Origin of the sequence: Chitinophaga barathri (assembly GCF_003807585.1) — a bacterium.
Lineage (GTDB): Bacteria > Bacteroidota > Bacteroidia > Chitinophagales > Chitinophagaceae > Chitinophaga > Chitinophaga barathri.
The window spans coordinates 13,920-40,403 of sequence record NZ_RMBX01000008.1; the positions used below are offsets into that span (position 1 = coordinate 13,920).

Here is a 26,484-nt window from a genome sequence, read left to right on the forward strand (position 1 = left end):
ATCGTTGGTTGTTATTTTTGTTGGTTTGTTGGCAGATACGTGGCCTCCACAGTCACTTCCACCACCTCGGCGATATTTTTTATCACCAGGCTGGGAATCTTGATCTTGTGGTCGGCCACGCGCACATTAAATACGGCTTTGGCGGACAGCTTCCCGTTCTGCACAGTGAGCGTTCCTTTTTCTTTATATGTTTTATTCACCCCGTGGATCAGCATATTGCCCTCCACGGTTACGGGATACACGCCGTCCTTTGTCAGGTCCGGGTTTTCCAGCACTTTGCCTTTGAATTCGGCGTGTGGATATTTGTCGCTTTCCAGGTAGTTTTCGTTGAAGTGTTCCTGCATCAGCTTTTTCTTAAACTGGAAAGTATTGATGGGCACTTTGAAATAAACGGCTTTGGTGGCGGTGTTGATGGCTGAAACGCCCTGCGTGGTTTTGGCTTCTATGTCTTCCATCGGCGCGCTGGAATAAAAGCGGAACATCACATTGCGGCAGGATTGTATATCCTGTGCAAATCCGGCGAAACAGCTACAGAGAAGGCAACCTATGATGAGTAACTTTTTCATAATTGAGTTTGAGAAGTGGATCAATCCGGCATGCCGTTGCTCACCCAGCAGGCGATAGAGTCGCGCGTGGCCCTGGAGAGCGGCGGGAAAGACTGGCTTTGCGGCATGTCCGCATTCTGGCCTGTGACGCGCAGCGTCCAGGTGGCGCCGTTGGTGGTGATGTAGCTTTTTAACCTGGCCAGCGTGGAGAAATCGGCGATCAGCGGGGAGCCTGTTCCCGGGTGGCAGCTCCTGTTCGTGCAGTTTTCCTGTACGATAGTGTACACGCGGGCGCTTTTGATGTCTACGGAGGCGCAGCTTGATGGTGTCACCGGTTCGGGTGCCTGCTCTGAAGTACAGGCCGCCAGTCCGCAGCCGGTCAGTAAAATCAGGTTGATCAATAATCGTTTCATACTCTTGTGAGTTGGTGTTGTATGGGCTTGCATAGGTTTTTATACGGTGCGTAACAGGGATAGGTTGCCTTATTTTCGAAAGATAATAAAGAAAATGAGGGAATCCATTCCTTATTTTTGCAGCAAATCTTTGTGCTTTGAACATCGAACAGCTTTACCGGCATTACCTTCAGCACCCGTCCGTACAAACGGATACCCGCAAGCTGCGCGCGGGAGATATTTTCTTTGCCCTCCGCGGCCCGAACTTTAACGGCAATGAATATGCCGCGGCCGCCCTGGATGCAGGGGCCAGCCTGGCCGTGGTGGACGATCCCGCTTACCACACCCTGCCGGATAAAATGATGTTGTTCCCCGATGCGCTCAAAGCCTTGCAGGACCTGGCGCTTCACCACCGCCGGCAATTACAGATCCCGTTTATCGCCATCACCGGCACTAACGGCAAAACCACTACGAAAGAAATGATCCGCACCGTTTTGGGTGCCGCGTTCCGCACGCACGCCACGGAAGGGAACCTGAATAATCATATCGGCGTGCCGCTCACCATTCTCAGCATCCCCATGGATGCAGAAATGGCCGTGATAGAAATGGGCGCGAACCACCGCGGGGAAATAGCCGGTTACTGTACAGTGGCTTTACCCACCCACGGCCTTATCACCAATATCGGGAAGGCCCACCTGGAAGGGTTTGGCAGCGAAGAAGGCGTACGCCTCGCCAAAGGAGAACTGTACGATCACCTGCGGGAAAACGGCGGGACGGTATTTGTCTGCAAAGACTATCCTTACCTCGTGGACATGAGCAAAGGCATCGGCAATATCATCACCTACGGCCGCGCTGAAGCGGATTTCGCGGGCGCGCCTTTTCCGGGCACGGCATTGCTGGAGCTGAAGGCAGTGGAAGCGGGGCATGTGCATACGCAGCTGGTGGGTGAATACAACTTCCCCAATGTAATGGCGGCCATCGCCATCGGGTTACATTTTAAAGTACCTGGAGAAACGATCAGGAAAGCCATTGAAGGATATGTACCGTCAAACAACCGTTCGCAGATCATGCAGCGGGGCAGCAATACTTTTATCATGGATGCGTACAACGCCAATCCTTCCAGCATGAAAGCGGCGGTGGAGAACTTCGCTACGCTTACGGCTCCGCAGAAAGTGCTGTTGCTCGGCGCCATGAAGGAACTGGGAGAAGACAGCCCGAAAGAACACCAGGCGCTCGCCGATCTTTTACAGCAAACCCATTGGAAAGCGGTGGTGCTGGTAGGGAAAGAATTCGCCAAGGTGAACCATCCTTACATCTACCTGGAAACGGCGGAAGAAGCCAAAAAATGGCTAAGGCAACAGCGGTACGAAGACACCTATATATTGGTGAAAGGCAGTCGCAGCGTAGGGATGGAAAAGGTGACCGGATAATATAACGGGCATATTATTGTAGCACAATCGGCCAGAAAATGCGCCCATAAAGACTTTCCTGCCAGGATTGGCTAAAAAAAATAAACCTGCGAGTTAAAAAACTCACAGGTTTTCATAACCTATGCCAACTTTAGAGTTATGTATAAAAGCCCACGGGGCTTGTAATTGCTTCTCAAATAAGTAAGTGTTCCTTACTTACTATATTATCAACGCACGATTAAATAAAAGGTTTAAATAGTCGTGACATTTTTTTTGACAAAACTTCAAGTGACTGATTTACAGCTTCTCCTGCGTCAATTCTACCAGGATGCCGCTCGTGCCTTTGGGGTGTAGAAAACAAACGAGCTTGTTATCCGCGCCCGGTTTCGGCTCGGAATTTAACAATTCAAAACCTTCGGCCTGCAACCTGGCCATTTCCGCTTTGATATCCGTTACCTCAAAAGCGATATGGTGTACCCCTTCCCCTCTTTTCGCCAGGAATTTAGCAATCGGGCTGCTTTCCTCCGCCGCTTCCAGCAGTTCGATCTTGGTATCCCCCTGCCTGAAAAAGGCCGTGGAAACGCCTTCGGAGGCTATCTCCTCCGTTTTGTAACAGGCCGTGTTCAGCAACTTTTCAAATAAAGGCACTGACGCCGACAATGACTTTACGGCAATACCGATGTGTTCCACTTTTAACATATCCTTACAACTTTTGAAATATAGACGGAAGCTATTGCCCCATCGGGCCTTACTATGGCCGGACCGGGTAAAAATAGAACTTATATCGTAATTTTGTGGGATGCAGCAGCCGCCTGTATATCTCGATTATAATGCCACCACACCCTGCGATCCGCGGGTGGTGGAAACCATGCTGCCCTTCTTCACCCGGCATTTTGGAAATGCCGCGTCACGCAATCATGCTTATGGCTGGGCGGCGGAAGAAGCGGTGGATCATGCAAGGCAGCAGGTGGCCACGCTCATTGGCGCTGAAACGCAGGAAGTTATATTCACTTCCGGTGCTACCGAAGCCGTGAACCTCGGTATCAAAGGGCTCTTTGAAGCATATGCCGGCAAAGGCAACCACATCATTACCGCCGAAACGGAGCATAAAGCCGTGCTGGATACGGTGAGCCATCTTGAAAAACAGGGTGCCTCCGTTACCCGGCTGAAAGTGAATGCCGCCGGTTTGGTAGACCCTGCCGAACTGGAAGCCGCCATCACAGAGCAGACCGTCCTGGTGGCCATCATGTACGCCAATAACGAGACCGGCGTGATCCAGCCCATGGCGGAGATCAGCCGGATCGCGCGGGAAAGGGACGTGATCCTCTTTACGGACGGCACACAGGCCGTTGGTAAAATACCGCTGAACGTGCGGCAGGAAGGCATCGGCATGATGGCTTTCAGCGCGCACAAGCTGTACGGGCCTAAAGGAGTGGGCGCCCTGTATGTAAGGCGCCGCGGGCCCAGGGTAAAGATCATCGCCCAGATGGACGGGGGCGGCCATGAGCGCGGGATGCGTTCCGGTACGCTGAACGTTCCGGGCATTGCCGGATTTGGTAAAGCCTGTGAACTGGCGGGCGCCGAAATGGCAGCGGCCACCGGCCGGTTATCTGCCATGCGGGACCGGCTGGAAACGACGATCCTGGCCAGGGAACACGCTACTGTAAACGGTTTGGGCGCTCCCAGGCTGCCGCATGTCACCAATATCGCCTTTTATGGCATACAGGGAGACGCCCTGCTGAGGGCCATAAGCCGGCAAATTGCCGTATCTTCGGGCTCAGCCTGCACTTCAGCCAACCCGGAGCCCAGCCATGTGCTGCGGGCCATGGGACTGGAAGAGGAACTGGCACATTCTTCGCTACGGTTTGCCGTAGGAAGGTTCACTACGGACGCAGAGATAGATTTTGCCATTTCGGCCGTGGAGAATACGATCCGTGAATTCAATGAAATTTTAAAATAAAAGGACCGATCATGATTTATATAAGCGATAAAGCCAAACAAAAAGTAGACGCACTGAGGGCCGAAGGCACCCTGGGCGAAGACGCATTCCTGCGGGTATCCGTAGTGGGCGGCGGCTGCTCAGGCCTGAGCTATAAGCTGGATTTTGACACAGAGACCAAACCGAAAGACCAGGTGTTTGAAGACAAAGGCATTAAAGTGGTAACGGACCTGAAAAGTTTCCTCTACCTCTGCAATACCACCCTTGAGTTCTCCGAAGGCCTCAACGGTAAAGGGTTCTACTTCAACAACCCGAACGCGGCCCGCACCTGCGCCTGCGGAGACAGCTTTGCTGTATAACCACCGCCATTACATACGATTTTAACAATAAAAGCCGTTTGGAACTTGTTCCCGACGGCTTTTTTCTTGTTTAAAAAGAATTAACGGATAACTAAAATTTCAAATATTCTATATTTGTCACCGTCTATGTACGCGATATTCAAAAAAGACATTCACCAGTTTTTCAGCAGTATTACAGGCTATGTAGCCATTATCCTGTTCCTGCTTGCCAACGGGCTCTTCCTCTTCGTTTTCCCGGAAACCAATCTGCTGGACGCCGGGTATGCGAACCTGGACGGTCTTTTTGAGCTGGCGCCCATGATATTCCTGCTCCTGATACCGGCCATCACCATGCGCAGCCTGGCGGACGAGTTCAGGAGCGGCACTATGGAACTGCTCAGCACCAAACCGCTCACCTGGTGGCAGATCGTCTGGGGGAAATACTGGGCCTGCCTGCTGATCGTCGTGATCGCGCTCATCCCCACCGTAGTGTATTACATCGCCATGAGCCAGCTGGCCGCTACGAACAACGCCCTGGACGGGGGCAGCATCCTCGGTTCTTATATCGGCCTGCTGCTGCTGGGCGGCGTTTTCACCGCCACCGGCATCTGGGCGTCTTCGCTCACAGGCAATGCCGTGGTGGCTTTCCTGGTCGCCATTTTCACCTGTTTTATCCTGTACAATGGCTTTGATGCGCTCAGCAGGGTGGCGGTGTTTTCAGGCGGGGCGGACTATTACCTCAAAATGGCGGGCATCCGCTACCATTACGACAGCATCAGCCGCGGCGTGGTGGACAGCCGGGATATCATCTACTTTCTCAGTCTTACCGGCCTGATGCTTTACCTCACAAAAATTTCACTCGAACGTAAAATCTGGCAGGGATAATGGAAGTAACGAGAAAGGACAAACGAAAAAAATACCTCCAGCGCACGCTGGGCATACTTGCCGTGATCATCGCCCTGAACGTGGCCGCGGCTTACCTGCACGGCCGCTGGGACCTTACCGCCGAAAAAAGATATACCCTCGCCCCTTCCACCCGCAGCCTGCTCCGCAACCTGGATGCGCCGGTGACCATAGAAGTGTACCTGAAAGGCAAATACCCCGCGGGTTTCCGTCAGCTGGCGGATGCCACGCGCGAGCTGCTGGAAGAATTCCAGCAATATGGCGGCAACAATATCCGTTTCGAATTCCTTAATCCCGGTACCGATCTGCCGGACTCTATGCGCGCCAGTTTCCAGGATTCGCTGATGGTACGCGGCATCCTTCCGTTTAATTTACAGGTGCAGGAAGACGGGAAAGACGCATTCGCGGAAAGGCTCATTTTCCCCGGAGCAGTAATTCAGTACAAAGGCCGTGAAAACGCCGTGAACCTGCTGAAAAGCCAGGGCGGCATGGACCCCATGGAAGCGCTCAACAATTCCGAAGCACTGCTGGAATATAAATTCGCCAATGCCATTTACCAGCTGCAGCAGAGCGAACGCCCGCTGGTAGGTTATATGCTCGGCCATGGCGAGCCCGAAGGCGCCAACATTTACGACGCCCTCAAAACCCTGCACGAACAATACCAGGTGGATACCATCAACCTCCGCTCCGATTCCCATATCCCGCGCGAGTTTGACGCCATCATGTTCGTACGGCCCATCGAAACGTTCACCGACCAGGATAAACTGAAAATAGACCAGTACGTAATGAACGGCGGAAAGGTGATCTGGTTCATAGACAACCTCACTGCTTCCGTGGACAGCCTGCGTGGCCGCGACTTCGTAGCCTTCGACCGCGGGCTGCAACTGGAAGACATCCTTTTCAAATACGGCGCCCGTGTGAACCTGGACCTGGTGCAGGATCTGCAAAGCGACGTGATCCCGCTGGTAGTGGGCAACATCGGGGACAAACCGCAGATACAGCGTATCCCATTCCCTTATTTTCCGCTCTTTAGCCCTACCAATGCGCATCCCATTGTAAAAAACATGGACCGCGTGATGAGCCGCTTTGCCAATTCGGTGGATACTATCAAAGGCGGGGATATTCGTAAAACCGTACTGCTCGCCAGCTCCGACCACAGCCGTACCCTCCGCGGCCCGGTGCAGATCACGCTGGAAAGCGTGCAGCAGCAGCCCAATCCCAGAGATTACCGCCAGCGTGCCGTACCTGTGGCCGTATTGCTGGAAGGGCGCTTCCCCTCCCTGTTTAACCACCGTTTAAGCGTGGAAGAGCAAAAAGCATGGGAAATTGCCTCCGGAGGGCCATTCAAAGCCATCGCGGATACCATTAACAAAATGATCGTGGTGGGGGATGCTGATATCGTTTCTAATGCTGTTTCCCAAAAGAATGGTCCCCTTCAGATGGGCGTAAATGAGTTTGATCCGCAATATGTTTGGGCTAATAAAGAGTTTTTCCTCAACAGCATAGAATATCTCACCAGCAAAACCCCCATTATGGACACGCGTAATAAAGAACTGACGCTCAGGCTGCTGGATGGTGAAAAAGTGAAAAACGAGCGCACCAAATGGCAGGTGATCGCGTTTGTAGCCCCCATCGGCGTTATCCTGTTGTTTGCCATGGTGTTCCAGTTCATCAGGCAGCGCAAGTATGCCGGGTAAAACGTCAGGGAATCCATTATCTTTGCTGTTCATTAAATTTTCCGCTTTGCATGACACCGCAACAATGGACGTACACCGTATTTGGTATTGTTATCGTCTTGGCCCTGATTTTCGACCTTGGGCTTTTAAGTAAAAAAGGTGAGGTTATTTCCATTAAAAAAGCGCTGGTTCAAACCTGCTTCTGGGTTGCCCTGTCATTCGGCTTTTTTGCGTTTATCTGGCATGAGGACGGTTCCAAAATGGCGATCGAATATCTCAGCGCCTACCTCATGGAATGGTCCCTGTCCATCGACAACATTTTTGTATTCATTCTCATTTTCGGGTTCTTTAAGATCAAAGAGACCGCCTATGCGCGGGTGCTCCTGATCGGCATTCTCATGGCCATCGTGTTCCGCGCGATTTTTATCACCGTTGGTGTGGCGCTTATCGCACAGTTCGGCTGGATACTTTACATTTTCGGCGCGTTCCTTGTATACACGGGTATCAAAATGTTCATGGTGGACCAGCATGAAGAATTTAAACCTGAAGAAAATTTCGCATACCGTTTCATGCAGAAATACATGCGCATTTCGCATGCGGACCCGCATGGTCATTTTACGATCAAACACAATGGCAAGGTGTATTTCACATCCCTCGCCGTGGTAGTGGTAATGCTCGCCGTTACGGATATCGTGTTCGCACTGGATTCCATCCCGGCCGTATTTGCCATTTCGAAAGAACCGCTGGTGGTGTATACCTCCAATATCTTCGCGGTGCTCGGCCTGCGTTCCCTGTTTTTCCTCCTGAGAGGCGCAGTGGACAAGTTCGACTACCTGCAGCAGGGTATCGCCATCGTACTGGTGTTCATCGGTCTCAAGATGCTCGCGGAGATATGGGAATTCCATATCCCGGTATGGGTGAGCCTCGTGGTGATCGTAGCGTGCCTGGCGGGTTCTATTGTTTATTCCATTCTGTTCGACAAGAAGCTCCCGGTGAAGCCGGTTGAGGAAAAGATAGAAAGTTAGTTAGTCCGAAAAGCGCCCGGGAAAGAGAGTCCCCGGGCGCTTTTTTATTAAAACCATATTAAATTGTATACAGCAGAAAGTATCAGCAAGATCCTGAAGGGCGAATTGATGCAACAGACCGGGTATCCGGAGATCGAACATATTTTGCTGGACAGCCGCAAATTACTTGTTGCCGAAACATCCTTGTTCATCCCCCTCGTCAGCGAACGCCGCAACGCCCATCAGTACATCGATGAGCTGTACAAAAAAGGCGTGAGTAACTTTATTGTCAGCGAACCCGTTGCCGCCGGTCTTTATCCGAAGGCAAACATCATTCTCGTCAAAAACACCCTGCAGGCGCTGCACGCGCTGGTGGCATACCACCGCCAGCAGTTCCAGGTGCCCGTGATAGGCATTACCGGCAGCAATGGGAAAACCATCGTAAAAGAATGGTTGTATCAATTGCTGGAAAAAGACTACAACATCGTGCGCAGCCCCAAGAGTTACAACTCGCAGATCGGCGTGCCTTTGTCCGTCTGGCAGATGAAACCCGAGAACCAGCTCGCCATTTTTGAAGCCGGCATTTCACAGCCCGGCGAAATGGTGAACCTCGAAAAGATCATCCGCCCCACCATCGGCATTTTCACCAATATCGGCGAAGCCCACAACGAAGGGTTCCTCAACATCCGGCAGAAGGTGAATGAAAAGCTCGTACTGTTCACCCGCAGCGATGTATTGATCTATTGCAAAGATTATCTCGCGCTGAACGAATGCGTGAACAACTTCCATAACCTCGTGGGCAAACGCGAGATCGACAACGATCTGCAATTGCTTACCTGGAGCCGCAAGACCGATGCGGACCTGCGCATCATCGGCGTGGACAAAAACGATAATCATACCCGCATAGACGCGCTGCACAAACAGGAGCCGCTCTTTATCCGCATCCCTTTTACGGACGAAGGCTCCATCGAAAACGCGATCCATTGCTGGGCGCTCATGCTGTACCTCGGCAAGCCGCAGGACCTGATCCAGGAACGTATGGACCACCTGGGCAATATCGCCATGCGCCTGGAAATGAAGCAGGGCATCAACAATTCCAGCATCATCAACGACAGTTACAATTCCGATCTCGGCTCGCTGGCCATTGCACTGGACTTTCTCCAGCACCAGCGCCAGCACCCCACCCGCACGGTGATCCTCAGCGATATCCTGCAATCCGGTAAAAGCGAAGGTTCCCTTTACGAAGAAGTGGCCGGCATGCTGGAAAAGAAAGGGATACAGAAGCTGATCGGTATCGGCAAACATATTTCCCGCGAAAAACAGAGCTTCCAGAAAGTACAAAGCACGTTTTACGCGAGCACCGAAGAATTTTTACAAAAAGTGAATACCGCCGATTTCCAGAATGAATCCATCCTGGTAAAAGGCGCACGCGTGTTCCAGTTCGAGCGCATCGGCAAACTGCTGGAACAGAAAGCGCACCAGACCATCCTGGAGATCAATCTCAGCGCGATCGCGCATAACGTAAAAGCCTACCAGGCCATCCTGAAACCGGGCACCAAACTCATGGCGATGGTGAAAGCCTTCGCATATGGAAGCGGCACTTACGAAATAGCCAGCCTGCTGCAATTCCACGGCGTTGATTATCTCGCGGTGGCGTATGCGGACGAAGGTGTGGAGCTTCGCCGGGCTGGCATTACCACGCCCGTGATGGTGATGAACCCGGAGCCCAGCAGCTTTGACGCGATCCTGCAATGGAACCTGGAGCCGGAGCTGTATTCCATGAACATCCTCGAACAGTTCGAAGAATCCGTCCGGTACGCCAATAAAACCAATTACCCTGTACACATCAAGCTGGACACAGGCATGCACCGCCTTGGTTTTGAGCAGCAGGACATCAGTGAGCTGGCGCTGCGGCTGAATGCGGAAGGATTATTCAAAGTTCAGTCCATTTTCAGCCATCTCGCAGCCAGCGAAGATCCCGCCATGGATGCCTTCACAAAAACGCAGGCGGACCGTTTTGCCAAAATGAGTGCGGCATTACAGCAGCAGCTTGGTTACGCCGTGATCCGGCATATTGCCAACAGCGCCGCCATCCACCGCCATCCTGACCTCCAGCTGGATATGGTACGCCTCGGCATTGGAATGTACGGGGTGGACAGTGTGGGCGCTTTCCAGGACAAACTGCGGAACGTCAGCGTTTTAAAAACCACGGTGGCGCAGGTAAAGCGCATCCCCGCCGGGGACACCGTGGGCTACGGCGCCACCTGGAAAGCCGGGGAGCCCTCCATCATCGCCACCGTGCGCATCGGGTATGCGGACGGGTACAAACGCATCCTGGGTAACGGGAAAGGGCAGATGAAAGTGCGCAACAAACTCGCGCCGGTAGCGGGCGTGATCGCCATGGACATGCTTATGCTGGATGTGACGCATATCCCCGATGTAGCCGAGGGCGATGAAGTGATCGTTTTCGGGGAAGACCTGTCCGTGCAGCAGCTGGCGCAGTGGGCGGGAACCATTCCTTATGAAATATTGACAGGCATTTCACAAAGAGTAAAACGCGTATATTACCAGGAATAAAACAAGTCGGTAACCAGGTTACCATCTTTGAAATAATACATTATTTTTGAAAAAATTTGAAGTTTTGAAATATCGACACATTGTTTTAATAGTAGTGCTGATCTTGCTGGTGGACCAGATTTTGAAGTTTTGGATCAAGACCCACATGACCATTGCGGAACAATTCCCCGTGATCTCCGACTGGTTTTACATTCATTTCATTGAAAATGAAGGCATGGCGTACGGCCTGAAATTCGGCGGCGAATTCGGAAAGATCGCCCTGACCCTGTTCCGCCTGATTGCGGTGGTGATCGGTTTCTTTTATATGAATAAACTGGTAAAAGAAAAATATCACAACGGCCTGCTCATATGTGGCGCGCTGATACTGGCGGGCGCAGCGGGCAACCTGATAGACAGCATGTTCTACGGCCTGATCTTCTCCGAAAGCACCCGTTACGAGCTGGCGCAATTCATGCCTGCCGGCGGCGGTTACGGTACTTTCCTGCACGGCAATGTAGTGGATATGCTTTATTTCCCCCTGTTTGACGGTACCTTGCCCAACTGGGTGCCGATCTGGGGCGGGGAACATTTTATTTTCTTCCGTCCGGTGTTTAACATCGCGGACGCCGCCATTTCCGTCGGCGTGATCACGATCCTGCTGTTCCAGAAGCGGTTCCTGCACAAAAAGACAGGAGCCACCGAACCGGTAAGCACCGCAAGGCTGGATGATACGCAAAAGGCCATGTAGTCATGACAACTTTATCACAGATCATTTTATCATAAAAAAGAGGCGCCGTACAAGCGCCTCTTTTTATTTTGCCCCCTCCCCCAACCGCCACTGCACCCTCCCGGCAGGAAATCGCCCTTCAAAACCAGCCACCACAGCCATTTTATATATTTTCTCGCCTTCCCTCTTGCAAAAATGGTATTTCCATTCTACATTTGTCCACAAATCCTATAGACTATTAGGATATAGTAAATAAAACAGTTCCATGAAACTAGTATTACATACCCGTAGTGCCTTTATTCTTCTGCTCCTCCTGCTGGCATCCGCTGTCACGTTTGCACAGGAAAGCAACATCGTACAGATCTCCGGAAGGGTGAAAGACCAGACCAGCGGAGAATCCATCCCCGGTGTAAGCATCCAGGTAAAAGGCACGGTATCCGGCACCACCACGGATAAAGACGGGCGTTTTGTACTGAAAACAAGGCTGAAGTTCCCCTTCACCCTCATTTTCTCCAGCCTCGGCTTCCAGTCGCAGGAATTTGTCGTAACAGGCACCGGCTCCGCACTGGATATCGGTCTTGCCACACAGACCCTCCTCGGTAAAGAAGTAGTGGTAACCGCCTCCCGCGTGGAGGAAGAGGCCCTCAAATCCCCCGTAGCCATCGAAAAACTGGATATCAGGGCCATCAAGGAATCGCCCGCTCCCAGCTTCTATGACGCGCTGGAAAACGTAAAAGGCGTGCAGATGACCACCTCCAGCCTAACTTTTAAAGTGCCCAACACCCGCGGCTTCAACATCCCGAACAACTTCCGGTTCATGCAGCTGGTAGACGGGGTGGACATGCAGGCCGCTACCCTGGGCGTACCCCTCGGTAATGCCATCGGTCCCACCGAGCTGGACATTGCCAGCGTGGAGATCACTCCCGGCGCGGCTTCTGCGCTGTATGGCATGAACGCCATCAACGGGATGGCCAACCTTCAGACCAAAAGCCCCTTCCTTTACAAAGGGCTCAGCGTATACCAGAAAATAGGCGTCAATCATGTGGATGGAGTGGATTACGATCCCAGCATCCTGACGGAAACCGCCATCCGTTACGCGGTAGCGTTTAAAGACCGTATCGCCTTCAAGGTGAATGCGAGTTATATGCGCGGTACGGACTGGCGCGCCAGCACCGCCACCGATCAGAATACCGCCGCCAACAGCCGCTTCCCGCAGCTTAGCGGCGCCGGGAACAATCCCGCTTACGATGCCTGGAACAAATACGGCGATGAAAATAACAACAACGTATCCGTTGGCGTATTGCTGAACGGCAAAAACGAAACCTTCAACGTACGCCGCACCGGCTACTGGGAAAGGGACCTGGTAAACCCCAGGGTAGAGAACTTCAAAGTGGATGCGGGTATCTACTTCCGTATCACGCCAAAGGCTGAACTTTCCTATACTTACCGCCGCGGCCTGATGGACGGCCTTTTCCAGCGTGGCAACAAGATCCAGCTAAATGATGTGGTGGTAAAGAACCACAAACTGGAACTGAAAGGCAACGACTACTTTATCCGTGGGTACGTAATGCTGGAAAACACCGGCGATTCTTACAACCTGAAACCGCTGTCGGACAACCTGGACCTGACCAATAAATCCAACAACGCCTGGCGCGATGCTTTTAAAACTAAACTCCAGACCGAGATCAACGCCGGTACCGCACTGGCGGAGGCCATGCGCCTTGCCCGCGTGGAAGCGGACCGTGGCCGCGTAGAGCCCGGCACCGCCGCGTTCAACGATCTGAAAAATACCATCATTGGTATCAATAACTGGGACCATGCCGCCGCTGTAGCCGGCGCGCCCGCCACCGGCGGCGCCTGGCTGGATCAGCACAGCCGTGTATACCACATGGACGCGCAATGGGACCTCAGCAAAAAAGTAAAACTGTTTAACCTGCTCATCGGCGGAGACGGCCGTATCTATGAAGTGATCCCTGACGGCAACAACTTCGTGGATTTCAGCAAACCCGTTAAAGACCGTACCACACCCGGCGGGAATAATGTTTATTACAAAAAGTTCGGCGGCTTTGCACAGGTGAGCAAAACCTTCTTCGAAGATAAACTGAAGCTGGTGGGCTCTCTCCGCGTGGATTACAACCCCGAGTTCGATCCCAAGATCAACCCCCGCATCGCGGCGGTGTATACGCTGGCGGAGAAGCACAACTTCAGGGCTTCCTGGCAGAACGGCTTCCGCTTCCCCGCCCTTTTTGAAGCGCTTTCGTTCGTGAACAACGGGAACGTAAGGCGTGTAGGCGGCCTCTCCTACATCAACGATGGCCTGGGTTACCTCGAAAATTCCTACACCCTCGCTTCCGTGAATACTTTTAACAATGCCGTGAACAAAGACGTGTCTGAGGGTATGACCGCAAACGATGCGGCGCTGAAAAACAAAGCCCTGCTGGATATCACCGCCCTCAGCCCCACCCGCCCCGAAAGGATCAATTCCTTTGAAGTAGGCTACCGCAGCGTACTGCTGGGCAACAAGATCGTGGTGGATGCGGACGCTTATTACAACCGTTACGATGGTTTCCTCGGCCAGGTGGAAGTAGCCGTGCCCGCAACGGATAAAGTCGGCACAGACGCTTCCGTGCTGGACATGCTGGCCGCCAACCGTACCAAACAGACCCGCTACCGCGTATATACCAACGCCAAAAACACCTACGACAACTACGGTGCATCCCTTGGCGTGACCTACAACTTCCATAAAAAATGGACCGTTGCCGGCAACCTGAACTACAACGACATCGTGGATAACAAAAAGAGCGATGTATTTGCAACAGGCTTCAACACCCCGGACTGGGTGTCTAACCTTTCCTTCGGGAACCGCGAGCTGTTCAAAAACTTCGGGTTCAACGTAGTGTGGAGATGGCAGAACACCTTCTACTGGGAAAGCCCGCTGGCCAATGGCGATGTGCCCGCCTTCAGCACCGTGGACGCACAGGCAAACTACCGCCTGCCCAAGCTGAAAACCACCATCAAAGTGGGCGGCTCCAACCTGCTGAACCACCGGTACATCCAATACGCGGCCGGTCCTACCATTGGTGCGCTGTATTATGCGACCATCGCGGTGGAAGGTTTGCTGACGAAATAACCGGGCGGAAAGCGCACGATCGACAGAAACAATACCGCAGCCTGCACGCTGCGAACCAATAAATCGCAAGGGGACCGCATAGACCGCAGCCCCTTTGCAACACGATCTTCTTTGGAAACCCCTTACTACAAAAACCAACCCTGCTACCAGACGGAGGCAATTATCCTTGCCTCCGTCATTTTTTAAAAGGCAGGCACAAATATTTGGATATACCAGGGATTAGATATATTTTTAGTCCACAATTCCTGTAGACTATATTAGTATTATAATTTATGTCGCATAATGAGGTGATAGATAAGGCAGAGCAACGCGTAGCTACCGTTGAAACACAAAAGGTGCTGATTGACCTCGTGAACGAGGACAATAAAAAACAGCGCTGGATATGGGTCACCATCGGTATTTCCATCCTCGCGGTTGTAGCCGGCCTCTGGTTCACCTACAACTACGGCATCTCCCTCGACCAGCAAACCCGCATCGCGCAATTCACCCGGAACATATTTACCGACAAGCTGCTGTTTTTTATGGGCGTGGGCCTTACCGCACAAATGATAGACGGCGCGCTGGGCATGGCGTACGGGGCTACTTCGTCGTCGTTATTGCTGGGGCTGGGCGTTTCGCCTGCTATGACCAGCACCAGCGTACACGTTGCTGAAGTGTTCACCACAGGGGCCTCGGGCATTGCACACTTCAAACTGGGCAACGTCAACAAAAAACTGTTCCTCCACCTGCTCATCCCCGGCATGATAGGCGCGGTAACCGGCGCTTACCTCCTCTCCGATAAAATAGACGGCGACATCATCAAACCTTTCATGAGCGCATACCTCATGATCCTCGGCATACTTATCCTCCGCAAAGCATTACAACGCAACAAACCTAAAAGTAAAACCCGCAGGCTGGGCCCGCTGGCTTTCTTCGGCGGTTTTATGGATGCCATCGGCGGCGGCGGCTGGGGCCCGATCGTAACATCCACCCTGCTCAGCAAAGGCCGCACGGTGAATTATACTATCGGTTCGGTAAATGCTGCTGAGTTTTTTATATCCGTGTCAAGCGCGGGCACCTTCCTGTTGTTCAATGGTATTGACAGCTGGCAGGTGATCATCGGGCTGATACTGGGGGGCGTGATCGCATCTCCCTTTGCGGCGGTGCTGGTAAAGAAAATGAAAAGGAAACCGCTGATGATCATGGTAGGCGTGCTGGTAATAGCCATGAGCCTCCGCACGATCATCATGGTGTTCTGGAAATGATATTCATCACAGTGAACGATAAAAAAAAGAGGCCCATAACGGACCTCTTTTTTTATGTATTACCTGGTATGTTTTAGATCTTACCCACCATGTTACCGGGGATCACCCAGGCGTCAAATTCCTCAGGGGTGACATAACCCAGCTTCACCGCCATTTCCTTCAGCGTAGTGCCTTCTTTATGCGCTTTCTGCGCAATTTCAGCAGCCTTGTAGTACCCGATCTTTGTGTTGAGTGCGGTTACCAGCATCAGGGAATTGTCTACGTGTTTTTTGATGTTCTCTTCAATGGGTGCGATGCCTTCCGCGCACTTGTCGTTGAAGCTCACGCAGCCGTCGCCGATGAGGCGGGCGGAGTGCAGGAAGTTGTAGATCATCATCGGTTTGAACACGTTCAGCTCAAAGTGGCCGGTAGCGCCGCCAATGTTGATAGCTACGTCGTTGCCCAGTACCTGCGCGGCGATCATGGTGAGCGCTTCGCACTGTGTGGGGTTCACTTTGCCGGGCATGATGGAAGAGCCGGGCTCGTTGTCCGGGATGAACAGTTCGCCGATACCGGAGCGCGGGCCGGAGCTGAGCATACGGATATCGTTCGCGATCTTCATGAGGCTCACGGCTACTGTTTTTAAAGCGCCGTGTGCTTCCACGATGGCGTCATGCGCCGCCAGCGATTCGAATTTGTTTTCGGCGGTCACGAAAGGCAGGCCGGTGAGCTCTGCGATCTTCTTCGCTACGTTTTCCGCGTAACCATCGGGCGTGTTGATGCCCGTGCCTACCGCGGTGCCGCCCAGGGCCAGTTCGCTGAGGTGCGCCAGTGTGTTATTGATAGCACGCAGGCCGTGATCCAGCTGGGAAACGTACCCGCTGATCTCCTGGCCAAGTGTGAGCGGTGTCGCATCCATAAAGTGGGTGCGGCCGATCTTCACGACGTGCATGAATTCTTTTGATTTTTTCGCGAGGGTGTCGCGGAGTTTTTTGATACCGGGGATGGTCACTTCCAGCAGCATTTTGTAAGCCGCGATGTGCATGGCCGTGGGGAAGGTATCGTTCGAGGACTGGGATTTGTTCACATCATCGTTCGGATGCACCACTTTGTCCTTGTCCGTGAGCTGGCCGCCGTTGATCACATGCGCGCGGTAGGCCACCACTTCGTTCACATTCATGTTGGACTGTGTGCCGGAGCCCGTCTGCCATACTACCAGCGGAAATTCCGCGTCCAGTTTGCCTTCGAGTATTTCGTCGCACACTTTCCCGATCAGGTCTGATTTTTCTTTCGGCAATACGCCTGCTTCCTGGTTGGTGAGCGCGGCGGCTTTTTTCAGGTAGGCGAAGGCGCGGATGATCTCTCTGGGCATCCTGTTCGTGTCCTGTGCAATCCTGAAGTTGTCGATGGAGCGTTGGGTCTGAGCGCCGTAATACGCATTAGCCGGCACTTTCACCTCGCCCATCGTGTCTTTCTCTATCCTGAAATCCATATGCTATAATTTTGGACCACAAAAATACAATTAGGAACGGCAAATCCGCCCCCTATTCCCCTTTAAATTGGGGCTGGCGTTTCTGGATAAAGGCTTCCGCCCCTTCCTGCAGGTCCTTTGTGGCAAAACAGGCCGCAAATTCAACGATTTCGGTTTCAAACCCGTCCATCCCGTCTTCTTCGTGCTTAAAATGCGCATTCACGCATTTGATCACCCGGGCAATGGCCAGGGGCGCTTTGCCCTGGATCTTTTTGAGCAGTTCGCGGGTTTTGTCCAGCAGGGCGTCCGGGGTGGTCACATGGTTCACCAGGCCCAGCTGCCGGGCTTCTTCCGCCCCGATCATGTCCGCCGTCATCATCAGCTCCAGCGCTTTCCCTTTCCCGACCAGCTGCACCAGTCTCTGGGTGCCGCCGTAACCGGGTATGATGCCCAGGTTCACTTCCGGCTGGCCAAACTTCGCGTTGTCGCTCGCCACCCTGAAATGACAGGCCATAGCCAGCTCACAACCGCCGCCGAGGGCAAAACCGTTCACCGCGGCTACTACCGGCTTGGTACATTCTTCTATCCGCTGGAAGATGGTATGTCCTTTTTTAGACAGTTCCTCCCCCTGCTCCGGCGAAAGCGACAGGAACTCGGAAATGTCCGCCCCCGCTATAAAAGCTTTCGGGCCGCTGCCCGTGATCAGGGCGCTGTCCACCCCGGGGTTTGTATAAATATCGTCTATCACCAGCGCCAGTTCCCGCATCACTTCCTGGTTCAGGGCGTTCATTTTGTCCGGCCGGTTGATCGTGATCTCCAGGATACCGTCTTTCAGTTGTGTGCTCAGTGTATTGTACATATCGGGTTCGTTTTTATTTGTTTTGGCGTTTAAATTTAAGCCTAATATCCGGCATGGATGCATCAAAAAAAGGGCCGCACCTGCGTGCAGCCCCCTTTCGTTGGTCATAGCTATCGATAACTTTATTTGTCGATCACCGTTCTTTTTTCGATGATCACTTTGGTGCCTTTGCGGTATTTGGTTTTGGTCTGGTGGTAGTCGTGGCGTTTGCAGTTGAAGCCGCCGCCGAAGTTGTACCCCAGCGTCACGAATACCATATTTGCCTTGATATCCTTGTAGGGCGTGGTTTTTACGCCATTGATGGTTTCGCTGTAGTCTTTGTTGAAGAAGTCGTTCAGGTAATACTGCACTTTTACCCCAAACCCTGGCGGGAAGCGGAACCCGGCGAACACGGAGGGCATCATCAGGTCTGTACGGTCGGAGAACCATTCATTGAATTTGCTCTTTTTGTCGCCATCCAGGAAGTACTTCTCTTTATAATTGAAGGCCAGGTCGTATTCACCGCCGGCGAAGAAGAAAAAGCCGCTGCGAAGGTTGCCCACTTTGAAGCCCAGGGGCACGCCTAGCGTGTATACCCTTTGTTTCAGTTTTACGGAGTCATTCGGTTTGGTGATGAGACCTATATTCTTGATATTCAACCCAGTAAAGATGCCGAAGTGGTTGGAAAAATCGTAGTTGTAATTGGTGCCGACGTTAAAGAACAGGGTAAAACGCGGGATGTTGCGCACATGTTCCCCGTTGTTCGTCACATTGGCGAAAGACAGCAGCGCGCCGTTGCCGCCCGCCGTTACGTAGCCGTGGCGGGGCTTGGGTGGGGCGTAAATATGAAAGTGATAAGAAACCTTCCTGGAGGATTCGCTGATGACTTTCGTGGAATCTTCTTCTTGCGCAAAAAGGCCTGTGGTAGCTGTAAGACCCAGGACCAGCATAGTGTAGCGGATAAAATTCATAAGTTCAACTTTTTCGTGGTTATTGGATTCAGCAACGTCAGTATATCCCCTCTGGCCTTCCTTTCCCTGCCGGAGGAAGACCGTTGCATGCTGCCGTTCTAATGGGAAGACGACCGGGTTTTCCAAAAGTTACAAAAAATGTTAAAATTCCCGGTGTTCCTTTGTCCAGCCTGTGATGTAGCTGGCAATTTCCTGGGTATGGGTGCCCGGGGGGAAGAGTTTGCCCACCCCAAGGGCGTAAAGTTCCTGCATATCTGCGTCCGGGATGATGCCGCCGCCGGTGAGCAGCACGTCATTCATCCCCTTTTCTTTCATAAGGGTGATGATCTTCGGAAATACGGTCATGTGGGCGCCCGAGAGAATGCTGACGCCGATAGCGTCCACATCTTCCTGCAAAGCCGCATTCACTACCATTTCCGGCGTTTGCCGGAGACCGGTATAGATTACTTCCATGCCCGCGTCCCGCAGGGCGGAAGCTATCACCTTGGCCCCCCGGTCGTGACCGTCGAGACCTACTTTAGCTACCAGCACGCGGATGGGGCGTTGATTCGGGTTGACCATATTACTTTATTGGATTGTAAATGTAGTATTTTCCCCGAAAGTGGGGTTTACGGGGTGTAATCACTTTATATTACATTTGCAATTCGGCAAAAGCTACCATTTTTTATGAGCGAAGAAAGATCACTGAATTTTTTAGAACAGATCGTAGAAGAAGATATCGCCAAAGGCGCGAACGGCGGGCGGGTGCTTACCCGTTTCCCTCCCGAGCCAAACGGATACCTGCACATCGGCCATGCTAAAAGCATCTGCCTCAACTTCGGACTGGCTAAAAAATACAACGGGCAAACCAACCTCCGGTTTGATGATACCAATCCCATCACCGAGGATACTGAATATGTGGATTCCATCAAGGCAGACATCCAGTGGCTGGGCTTTGAATGGGCCAATGAATTGTATGCCTCCGATTACTTCGAACAGCTGTACCAGTTTGCCGTAGAACTGATCAAAAAAGGACTGGCGTATGTGGACGATTCCAGCGCCGCTGAAATAGCCGCCCTCAAAGGCACGCCCACGGAACCGGGCAAAAACAGCCCCTACCGCGACCGCAGCGTGGAGGAAAACCTCCGCCTTTTCGCCGAAATGCGCGAAGGCATTCACCCCGACGGCTCCAAGGTGCTGCGCGCGAAAGTAGATATGGCCTCCCCGAACATGCACCTGCGCGACCCGCTGATGTACCGCATCAAACACGCGCATCACCACCGCACGGGAGACGCCTGGAGCATCTATCCCATGTACGATTTCGCGCACGGGCAGAGCGACAGTATCGAAAATATCACCCATTCCATCTGCACGCTGGAATTTATACCGCACCGCCCGCTGTACGACTGGTTCATCGAAAAACTGAACATCTTCCCCTCGCACCAGTATGAGTTTGCGCGGCTGAACCTGACTTATACCGTCATGAGCAAACGCAAGCTGCTGCAACTGGTGAACGAAGGCCATGTAACCGGCTGGGACGATCCGCGCATGCCTACCCTCAGCGGTTACCGCCGCCGTGGTTATACGCCTTCCAGCATCCGCCAGTTCGCGGAAAGGGTGGGCGTGGCGAAGCGCGACAACCTGATAGACGTTGGCCTGCTGGAGTTCTGCATCCGCGAGGAGCTGAACAAAACAGCCAACCGCGTCATGGCCGTGCTGGATCCCATCAAACTGGTGATCACGAATTACCCGGAAAACCAGGCAGCAGAGTTGCCCGCGGAAAACAACCCTGAGGACGAATCTGCAGGCGCCCGCACGGTAACGTTCAGCAACACTCTGTACATTGAGCGGGAAGATTTTATGGAAGAGCCTCCCAAGAAATTTTTCCGCCTGGGGCCTGGACTGGCCGTGCGTTTGAAATATGCGTATATCATCAAATGCGACAGCTTTGAGAAAGATGCGGACGGCAACGTAACTACGATCTACTGCTCTTATATTCCAGAAAGCCTTAGCGGTGGCGACACCAGCGGCCTGAAGGTAAAAGGCACCATTCACTGGGTGAGCGCCGCGCATGCCGCCAAAGCGGAAGTGCGCCTGTACGACCGCCTGTTTTCCGTGGAGAACCCGGCATCAGAGGAAGGCGATTTTAAATCTTTCATTAACCCGGATTCCCTGGAAGTGATCCGGGAGGCATATATCGAGCCTGTACTGCTGGATGCAAAGCCCGGCGACCGTTTCCAGTTCCTGCGCATGGGTTATTTCTGCGTGGATACGGATTCAACGCCTGGCAAACCGGTGTTCAACCGTACCGTGACGCTGAAAGATACCTGGGCGAAAGAGGCCAAAAAAGGGTAATTTTTATCAATATTTTTATTTACAAAAGCCGCTTCTTAACCAGGAGCGGCTTTATTTTACCTGCCACATTTCCACAAACAAGTATGTTGTTTTGATTCCAGGACCGGCACCGTGATCACGAAGCCGGGTAAATTGGCCTGGAAAACCCCCATTTAAGCGCCGTAACATTCTTTCGGGGCCTGGGCGCATAAAACGTGAAAATAGCCTCACAATAGCCTAAAAATGGCCTCAAACAGCCCTTTAACAGCCCTGGCCACTATCTAAAAAAAAGTTTACCCGTTAAATCGCAAATCCTGGGATCAGTTGACATCTACCGTATAATCCCCGGTGCTGTGTAACCGGCTAACCGGCCTCTAACCTACGTCTAACCTAGGTAAAAACCCGGTCTAACCGGCCTCTAACCTACGTCTAACCGGCCTTGAACCTACGTCGCCTTTTTTTCGTACAATTCTTTGTCACGAACATGACAATTGGATCTTTTGCCGGGAAAAACACCCCGCTAACCTTTGTCTAACTCACTGTAACCTTTATAAAAGCCGGTGTAACCTTTGTCTAACCTTTATGTAACCTTTGTGTTTTTCGGGAAAAAAAGCGTTGATCCTTACCGCTGAAGTATAGATACTCCTAGGATACTTCTGGGATACGCCTAGGATAGTGTATGGGGAGTGTATGGATGGGGTACTTTTGTCATAAGCATGACAATTGGCCTCTAAGAGTAGTGTAAAAGTAGTAACAGTGTAGTAGTAGAGTAGTCTAACAGTAGTGTGATAGTAGTAACAGAGTAGTGGCGAAGCTGTTCCTAAGCAGTACAGAAGTAGTAAACAAGTAGTAAAAGAGCAGCAACCGGATAGATGTCCTAACCTAAATATCAGATTGCACAAAAATGTACTGTCTATAAAAAGAAAAGCTGACTAAAAAAGCAATGATTACCGCTTCTCCAGTCAGCCTGATAGGATCAAAAAAGGTTTACAAAAATGCCGCTAAAGCCAGCTTCATGCGTTCCACGGTTTCATCTTTCCCGATCGTTTCGGCAATAGTGAACACCGGGGGGCCAAACTTGCCGCCGCACAGCATAATCCTGAAAGGCAGTTGCAACTCACCCGGCTTGATGCCTTTGGCTGTTGCCAGTTGTTTAAAACTCTCTTCGATCGGTGCAAACGTAAAATCTTCCAACCCGTTCAGCACACCGGTCCACTCTTCGAAAAATGCCTGTTTATCCGTATTCCACTTGGGTTTTACGGCATCCAGGTCGTATTTGTCCGGGCGGATGAAAAAGAAAAATCCATGATCCCAGATCTCGTTCACAAAGTGGCAGCGTTCTTTCACAAGACCGGCCACGGTGGCCACATAAGCGGGTTCAGGCGCTACGCCTTTTTCCTGTAATACAGGCTGGAGCAGCTCCGCCAGGCGGGCATTGTCCGTTTTGAGGATATATTGATGGTTGAACCATTTGGCTTTATCGTAGTCAAACTTGGCGCCGCCCTTGTGTACACGCTCGATGGAAAACTTTTCGATCAGCTCTTCCATGGAGAATATCTCCTGCTCGGATCCGTCGTTCCAGCCCAGGACGGCCAGCATATTCACGAAAGCCTCGGGCAGGAAACCGTTTTCACGGAAGCCTTTGGTCAGTTCGTTTGTATTGGGATCGGTCCAGTTCATAGCATATACGGGGAAGCCTAAACGGTCACCGTCGCGTTTGCTGAGTTTGCCATTGCCATCCGGTTTCAGGATGAGGGGGAGATGCGCCCATTGCGGCATATGCGCTTCCCAGCCCAGGTATTTCCACAGCAGGATGTGCACCGGCGCGGAAGGCAGCCATTCTTCGCCACGGAAAGCGTGGGATATCTTCATCAGGTAATCGTCTACCACCACCGCGAGGTGATAAGTAGGCATACCGTCTGCTTTCAGCAATACTTTATCGTCCACGGTATTGGTCTGGAAACTCACCGTGCCGCGGATCATGTCCGTGAAATGCAGTTCTTCGTTCTCCGGCATTCTGATGCGGATCACGTGGGGAGCGCCTTTGTCCAGCAGGGCCTTTACCTCCTCCGCGTCCAGCACGAGGGAGTTGCGCATGTGCTGGCGGATCACATGGTTATATTGAGGAGAGTGGTTGCCGCGGGCCTTTTCCACTTCGCGCATGGCTTCCAGTTCTTCCGGGGTATCGAAAGCGTAATAGGCGTGGCCGGAATGCACGAGCTGCTCCGCATACTGGCGGTAGAGGGCTTTACGTTCGCTTTGGCGGTAAGGGGCAAAGGGGCCGCCTTTGTGAGGACCTTCGTCCGCCTCAAGTCCGCACCAGCGGAGGCATTCAATGATATATTCCTCAGCGCCCGCAACATAACGGGTCTGGTCCGTATCTTCTATTCTCAGCACAAACTCGCCGCCATGGTGGCGGGCAAAAAGGTAGTTGAACAATACCGTGCGCACGCCGCCGAGGTGTAAACCGCCGGTTGGGCTGGGTGCAAAGCGCACCCGTACTTTTTTAGGTTCCATACGGCGCAAAAATAATAATTTCGGGCTTGGGAATCATGATTCAAATCCCGGCAACATGTTCTATTTTACGAAAACACCCGCTTTCCTCAAAACACTGTACAAAAGCTGCATCTGGAACTTCTCTCCCGCTGCCCCGGTTGTATACCTCACTTTCGACGATGGCCCCCATCCCAAAGCCACGCCTTTTGTCCTCGAAACGCTGAAAAAATACGAAGCCAAAGGCACCTTTTTCTGCATTGGAAAAAACGTGGTGGACCACCCGGACATTTACCAGCAGATCTTATTGCAAGGCCATGCCGTTGGGAATCACACGCACAATCACCTCAACGGCTGGAAAAGCCCCACGGACAAGTACCTCGCAAATATCCGCGAGGCCGCGAAATATATCCGTTCCAATCTTTTCAGGCCGCCGTACGGCCGTATCTCGCCCTTCCAGATCAGGGAGCTGAAGCAGGATTACAAGATCATCATGTGGGATATCCTCAGTGCGGATTTCGATAAGGAGATCACCGGCGAACAGTGTGTGCAGAACGTAGTGTTTAAGCTGCAACCCGGCTCCATCGTGGTGTTCCACGACAGCGAAAAGGCCTGGGACCGGATGAGTTATACGCTGCCGAGAGTGCTGGAGCATTGCAAACGCCAGGGCTGGCGTTGTGAAGCGATACCCATGAGTTGATATTCCATCCCCGGAAATAAAAACGTCCCGGTGAATGCCGGGACGCTCTCAAAAAGATATAGCTTTCTGCCGTATTAGGGCTTCATTGTAATTTCTTTTGTTTTATCGCCTACGGTCAGGATGGCTTTGTTGTCGCAGGTGCCTTCACCGTATTTGATAGATGCGGTGTGTGCATTCACGGTTACAGACAGTTCACCTTTATCGATCCACTGGCAGGAAATTTTCCTGTGCAGGGGCGTCTTGATCAGGATGTTTGCGCTGCTGGTGCTGTCTTCCAGCTTGGCGTTGCCTGTTAGCTCATAAGCGTCATCCAGGATGGAAAGGGTGCCGCCGCCTTCTTTCTGCTGGAGGGTGCGGGTGCCGCTGTAACGTACCACGCTGGCGTCAGGATAAGTGAGTTTACCGCCTTCGATGGTGTAGGAATAACCGAAGCCTCCGTTTGAAGACAGGTTGGTCACCGTTTGCGTGCCTTCCACTTTAATATTATTCACAAAATAGTTAGTAAAAGTAATGGTAGCGGTAGCACCTGTCTGCCAGAACATTTTGCTGATCACCACATTGATCTTTCCTTTGCGGGAACGGCCCCTGCTATCCGTACAGCCGGCGCCGTAATCGATCACCAGTGTTTTGGGAAAAGAGATCAGGTCGAAGGGGGTAAAAGAGATCGTCATGCCTGCGCAACGGCTCAAGCCTTCTATGGGAGCTGCCTGGCGGGTTTCGCCGTTCAGCCCTTTTTCGGTGGAGTTCACGTCAGACACTTCGGTGAAAGCATCCTCGTATATAGCATTGATTTCAGTTTCTTTTTCAGCGGCGGATATGGTAAGAACATCCTGTTTTTCATCCACACCGGTTTTATCATCTTTTTTACAGGCAAAGAAAATAGTGATAGCGCCGATGGCCAACGCGGTAACAGTGAGGACTTTGTTAGTGTTAAAATAGTGTTTCATCATAATGGTTTTTATAGGTATTGGCTTATTGAGACTGTACCTTTGCGGAAAGGTTTAAATAAGGTTTTACAAATAATAAGGAATTAAAGATAAACAATTAATTGAAAAAAACAATATGTAATGAACTGGATTGACACGCATGCCCATTTGTATTCCGCTGAATTTGAGTCTGATAGGACGGAAATGATAAACAAGGCCATCCGGCAGGGCGTGAACATGCTGTTGTTACCTAATATAGACGAGGACTCCATTGCCGGGATGCTGGCCCTGGAGGCGCAATACCCGGAAGAATGCCTGCCCATGATGGGTATTCATCCCGTTTACGTGAAAGAAAACGTAGAAGCCCAGCTGGCTATTGTACAGCAATGGCTGGAAAAACGGAAATTCTGGGGAGTAGGTGAGATAGGGCTTGATTTTTACTGGCCCACGGAGCTGCGGGAGCAGCAATACACTGCCTTCAGGCGGCAGCTGGAGCTGTCCGCGGAGCATGGCCTGCCTGTGTCCATCCACAGCCGGGAGGCCACACGGGCATGTATAGACGTGGTGAAGGAGTTCCCGGCGGGCAGGCTGAGCGGGGTGTTCCATTGTTTTTCCGGTACCATGGAAGAAGCACAGGAAGTGATAGACCTGGGGTTTTACCTCGGTATAGGCGGCGTGGTTACTTTCAAAAAGGCGGGACTGGATGTATTGCTGGCTGATATTGACCTGCAACACGTTGTGCTGGAGACGGATGCGCCTTACCTGGCGCCGGTGCCGTACAGGGGCAAAAGGAACGAAAGCGCTTACATACCGCTGATCGCCCAACGGATCGCAGATGTAAAAAATCTAAAAATTGAAGAAGTAGCTGAGATTACGACGGGCAATGCCCGGAAATTATTCAAAATGCTCTAACTGATAAGTGAATACATT

At 52.1% G+C, this 26,484-nt stretch carries 22 protein-coding genes; 13 read left to right on the top strand and 9 right to left on the bottom strand.

Annotation, left to right across the window (positions count from 1 at the left end):
- Positions 1–11: 11 nt before the first annotated feature.
- Both EG028_RS15195 and EG028_RS15200 read right to left on the bottom strand, forming a co-directional pair.
- A complete protein-coding gene (locus tag EG028_RS15195; RefSeq protein ID WP_120517404.1) occupies positions 12–566 on the bottom strand; it encodes a YceI family protein in 555 nt (184 codons plus the stop codon).
- 20 nt (positions 567–586) lie between these two features.
- Positions 587–958 (bottom strand): hypothetical protein, encoded by a 372-nt coding sequence (locus EG028_RS15200; RefSeq protein WP_120517405.1) that lies wholly within the window; start codon positions 956–958, stop codon positions 587–589.
- 137 nt (positions 959–1,095) lie between these two features.
- Here EG028_RS15200 and EG028_RS15205 point away from each other — a divergent pair, with 137 nt between their 5' ends.
- The gene (locus EG028_RS15205) at positions 1,096–2,367 is read left to right on the top strand and encodes a UDP-N-acetylmuramoyl-tripeptide--D-alanyl-D-alanine ligase (RefSeq protein WP_120517407.1); all 1,272 of its coding nucleotides are present in this window, start codon (positions 1,096–1,098) and stop codon (positions 2,365–2,367) included.
- Positions 2,368–2,643: 276 nt separating this feature from the next.
- Here the strand turns inward: EG028_RS15205 and mce are convergent, their stop codons facing one another.
- On the bottom strand, positions 2,644–3,045 hold the full coding sequence (mce, locus tag EG028_RS15210; protein WP_120517409.1) for a methylmalonyl-CoA epimerase: 402 nt from the start codon (positions 3,043–3,045) through the stop codon (positions 2,644–2,646).
- A gap of 100 nt (positions 3,046–3,145) precedes the next feature.
- Here mce and EG028_RS15215 point away from each other — a divergent pair, with 100 nt between their 5' ends.
- The 9 genes from EG028_RS15215 to EG028_RS15255 all read left to right on the top strand — a co-directional run bounded on the left by EG028_RS15215 (position 3,146) and on the right by EG028_RS15255 (position 15,863).
- Positions 3,146–4,306: a cysteine desulfurase family protein gene (locus EG028_RS15215; protein ID WP_120517411.1), complete on the top strand. Its 1,161-nt coding sequence runs from the start codon at positions 3,146–3,148 to the stop codon at positions 4,304–4,306.
- A gap of 11 nt (positions 4,307–4,317) precedes the next feature.
- Entirely contained in the window at positions 4,318–4,644 is a 327-nt protein-coding gene (locus tag EG028_RS15220) for a HesB/IscA family protein (protein WP_120517413.1), read from the top strand.
- Positions 4,645–4,770: 126 nt separating this feature from the next.
- Complete coding sequence (gene gldF, locus EG028_RS15225) at positions 4,771–5,508, top strand: gliding motility-associated ABC transporter permease subunit GldF (RefSeq protein ID WP_120517414.1); 738 nt, start codon at positions 4,771–4,773, stop codon at positions 5,506–5,508.
- On the top strand, positions 5,508–7,223 hold the full coding sequence (gldG, locus tag EG028_RS15230) for a gliding motility-associated ABC transporter substrate-binding protein GldG (protein WP_120517416.1): 1,716 nt from the start codon (positions 5,508–5,510) through the stop codon (positions 7,221–7,223). The genes gldF and gldG overlap by 1 nt, the downstream gene beginning before the upstream one ends.
- A 50-nt stretch (positions 7,224–7,273) precedes the next feature.
- Positions 7,274–8,227 carry a TerC/Alx family metal homeostasis membrane protein gene (locus EG028_RS15235; protein ID WP_120517418.1) on the top strand — a complete coding sequence of 318 codons (954 nt, stop codon included), beginning with the start codon at positions 7,274–7,276 and terminating at the stop codon, positions 8,225–8,227.
- Between the two features lie 63 nt (positions 8,228–8,290).
- A complete protein-coding gene (locus EG028_RS15240; RefSeq protein WP_120517420.1) occupies positions 8,291–10,783 on the top strand; it encodes a bifunctional UDP-N-acetylmuramoyl-tripeptide:D-alanyl-D-alanine ligase/alanine racemase in 2,493 nt (830 codons plus the stop codon).
- Positions 10,784–10,847: 64 nt separating this feature from the next.
- Entirely contained in the window at positions 10,848–11,510 is a 663-nt protein-coding gene (locus tag EG028_RS15245) for a lipoprotein signal peptidase (protein WP_120517682.1), read from the top strand.
- A gap of 244 nt (positions 11,511–11,754) precedes the next feature.
- Positions 11,755–14,619, top strand: a complete 2,865-nt coding sequence (locus tag EG028_RS15250) for a TonB-dependent receptor (RefSeq protein WP_120517422.1) — start codon at positions 11,755–11,757, stop codon at positions 14,617–14,619.
- 272 nt (positions 14,620–14,891) lie between these two features.
- Positions 14,892–15,863, top strand: a complete 972-nt coding sequence (locus EG028_RS15255; RefSeq protein ID WP_120517424.1) for a sulfite exporter TauE/SafE family protein — start codon at positions 14,892–14,894, stop codon at positions 15,861–15,863.
- Between the two features lie 73 nt (positions 15,864–15,936).
- Here EG028_RS15255 and fumC read toward each other — a convergent pair whose 3' ends face one another.
- From fumC to EG028_RS15275, 4 genes are all read right to left on the bottom strand, one after another.
- Entirely contained in the window at positions 15,937–17,334 is a 1,398-nt protein-coding gene (fumC, locus tag EG028_RS15260) for a class II fumarate hydratase (RefSeq protein WP_120517425.1), read from the bottom strand.
- 52 nt (positions 17,335–17,386) lie between these two features.
- Positions 17,387–18,172 carry an enoyl-CoA hydratase/isomerase family protein gene (locus tag EG028_RS15265; RefSeq protein ID WP_120517683.1) on the bottom strand — a complete coding sequence of 262 codons (786 nt, stop codon included), beginning with the start codon at positions 18,170–18,172 and terminating at the stop codon, positions 17,387–17,389.
- Between the two features lie 122 nt (positions 18,173–18,294).
- Positions 18,295–19,122, bottom strand: a complete 828-nt coding sequence (locus EG028_RS15270; protein WP_120517684.1) for an outer membrane beta-barrel protein — start codon at positions 19,120–19,122, stop codon at positions 18,295–18,297.
- A gap of 141 nt (positions 19,123–19,263) precedes the next feature.
- Positions 19,264–19,683, bottom strand: a complete 420-nt coding sequence (locus tag EG028_RS15275) for a cobalamin B12-binding domain-containing protein (RefSeq protein ID WP_120517427.1) — start codon at positions 19,681–19,683, stop codon at positions 19,264–19,266.
- A 105-nt stretch (positions 19,684–19,788) separates the two neighbouring features.
- Here EG028_RS15275 and EG028_RS15280 point away from each other — a divergent pair, with 105 nt between their 5' ends.
- Positions 19,789–21,456, top strand: a complete 1,668-nt coding sequence (locus tag EG028_RS15280) for a glutamine--tRNA ligase/YqeY domain fusion protein (protein WP_120517429.1) — start codon at positions 19,789–19,791, stop codon at positions 21,454–21,456.
- Between the two features lie 966 nt (positions 21,457–22,422).
- Here EG028_RS15280 and gltX read toward each other — a convergent pair.
- Complete coding sequence (gene gltX, locus EG028_RS15285) at positions 22,423–23,952, bottom strand: glutamate--tRNA ligase (RefSeq protein WP_120517431.1); 1,530 nt, start codon at positions 23,950–23,952, stop codon at positions 22,423–22,425.
- Positions 23,953–24,007: 55 nt separating this feature from the next.
- On the opposite strand from gltX, the gene EG028_RS15290 reads away from it, so the two are divergent.
- Positions 24,008–24,628, top strand: coding sequence for a polysaccharide deacetylase family protein (locus EG028_RS15290; RefSeq protein ID WP_120517433.1), 621 nt, complete (start codon positions 24,008–24,010; stop codon positions 24,626–24,628).
- Between the two features lie 74 nt (positions 24,629–24,702).
- Here EG028_RS15290 and EG028_RS15295 read toward each other — a convergent pair whose 3' ends face one another.
- Positions 24,703–25,578, bottom strand: a complete 876-nt coding sequence (locus tag EG028_RS15295; RefSeq protein WP_123864686.1) for a hypothetical protein — start codon at positions 25,576–25,578, stop codon at positions 24,703–24,705.
- 117 nt (positions 25,579–25,695) lie between these two features.
- Here EG028_RS15295 and EG028_RS15300 point away from each other — a divergent pair, with 117 nt between their 5' ends.
- Entirely contained in the window at positions 25,696–26,466 is a 771-nt protein-coding gene (locus tag EG028_RS15300) for a TatD family hydrolase (RefSeq protein ID WP_120517435.1), read from the top strand.
- The last annotated feature ends 18 nt before the right edge of the window (positions 26,467–26,484 follow it).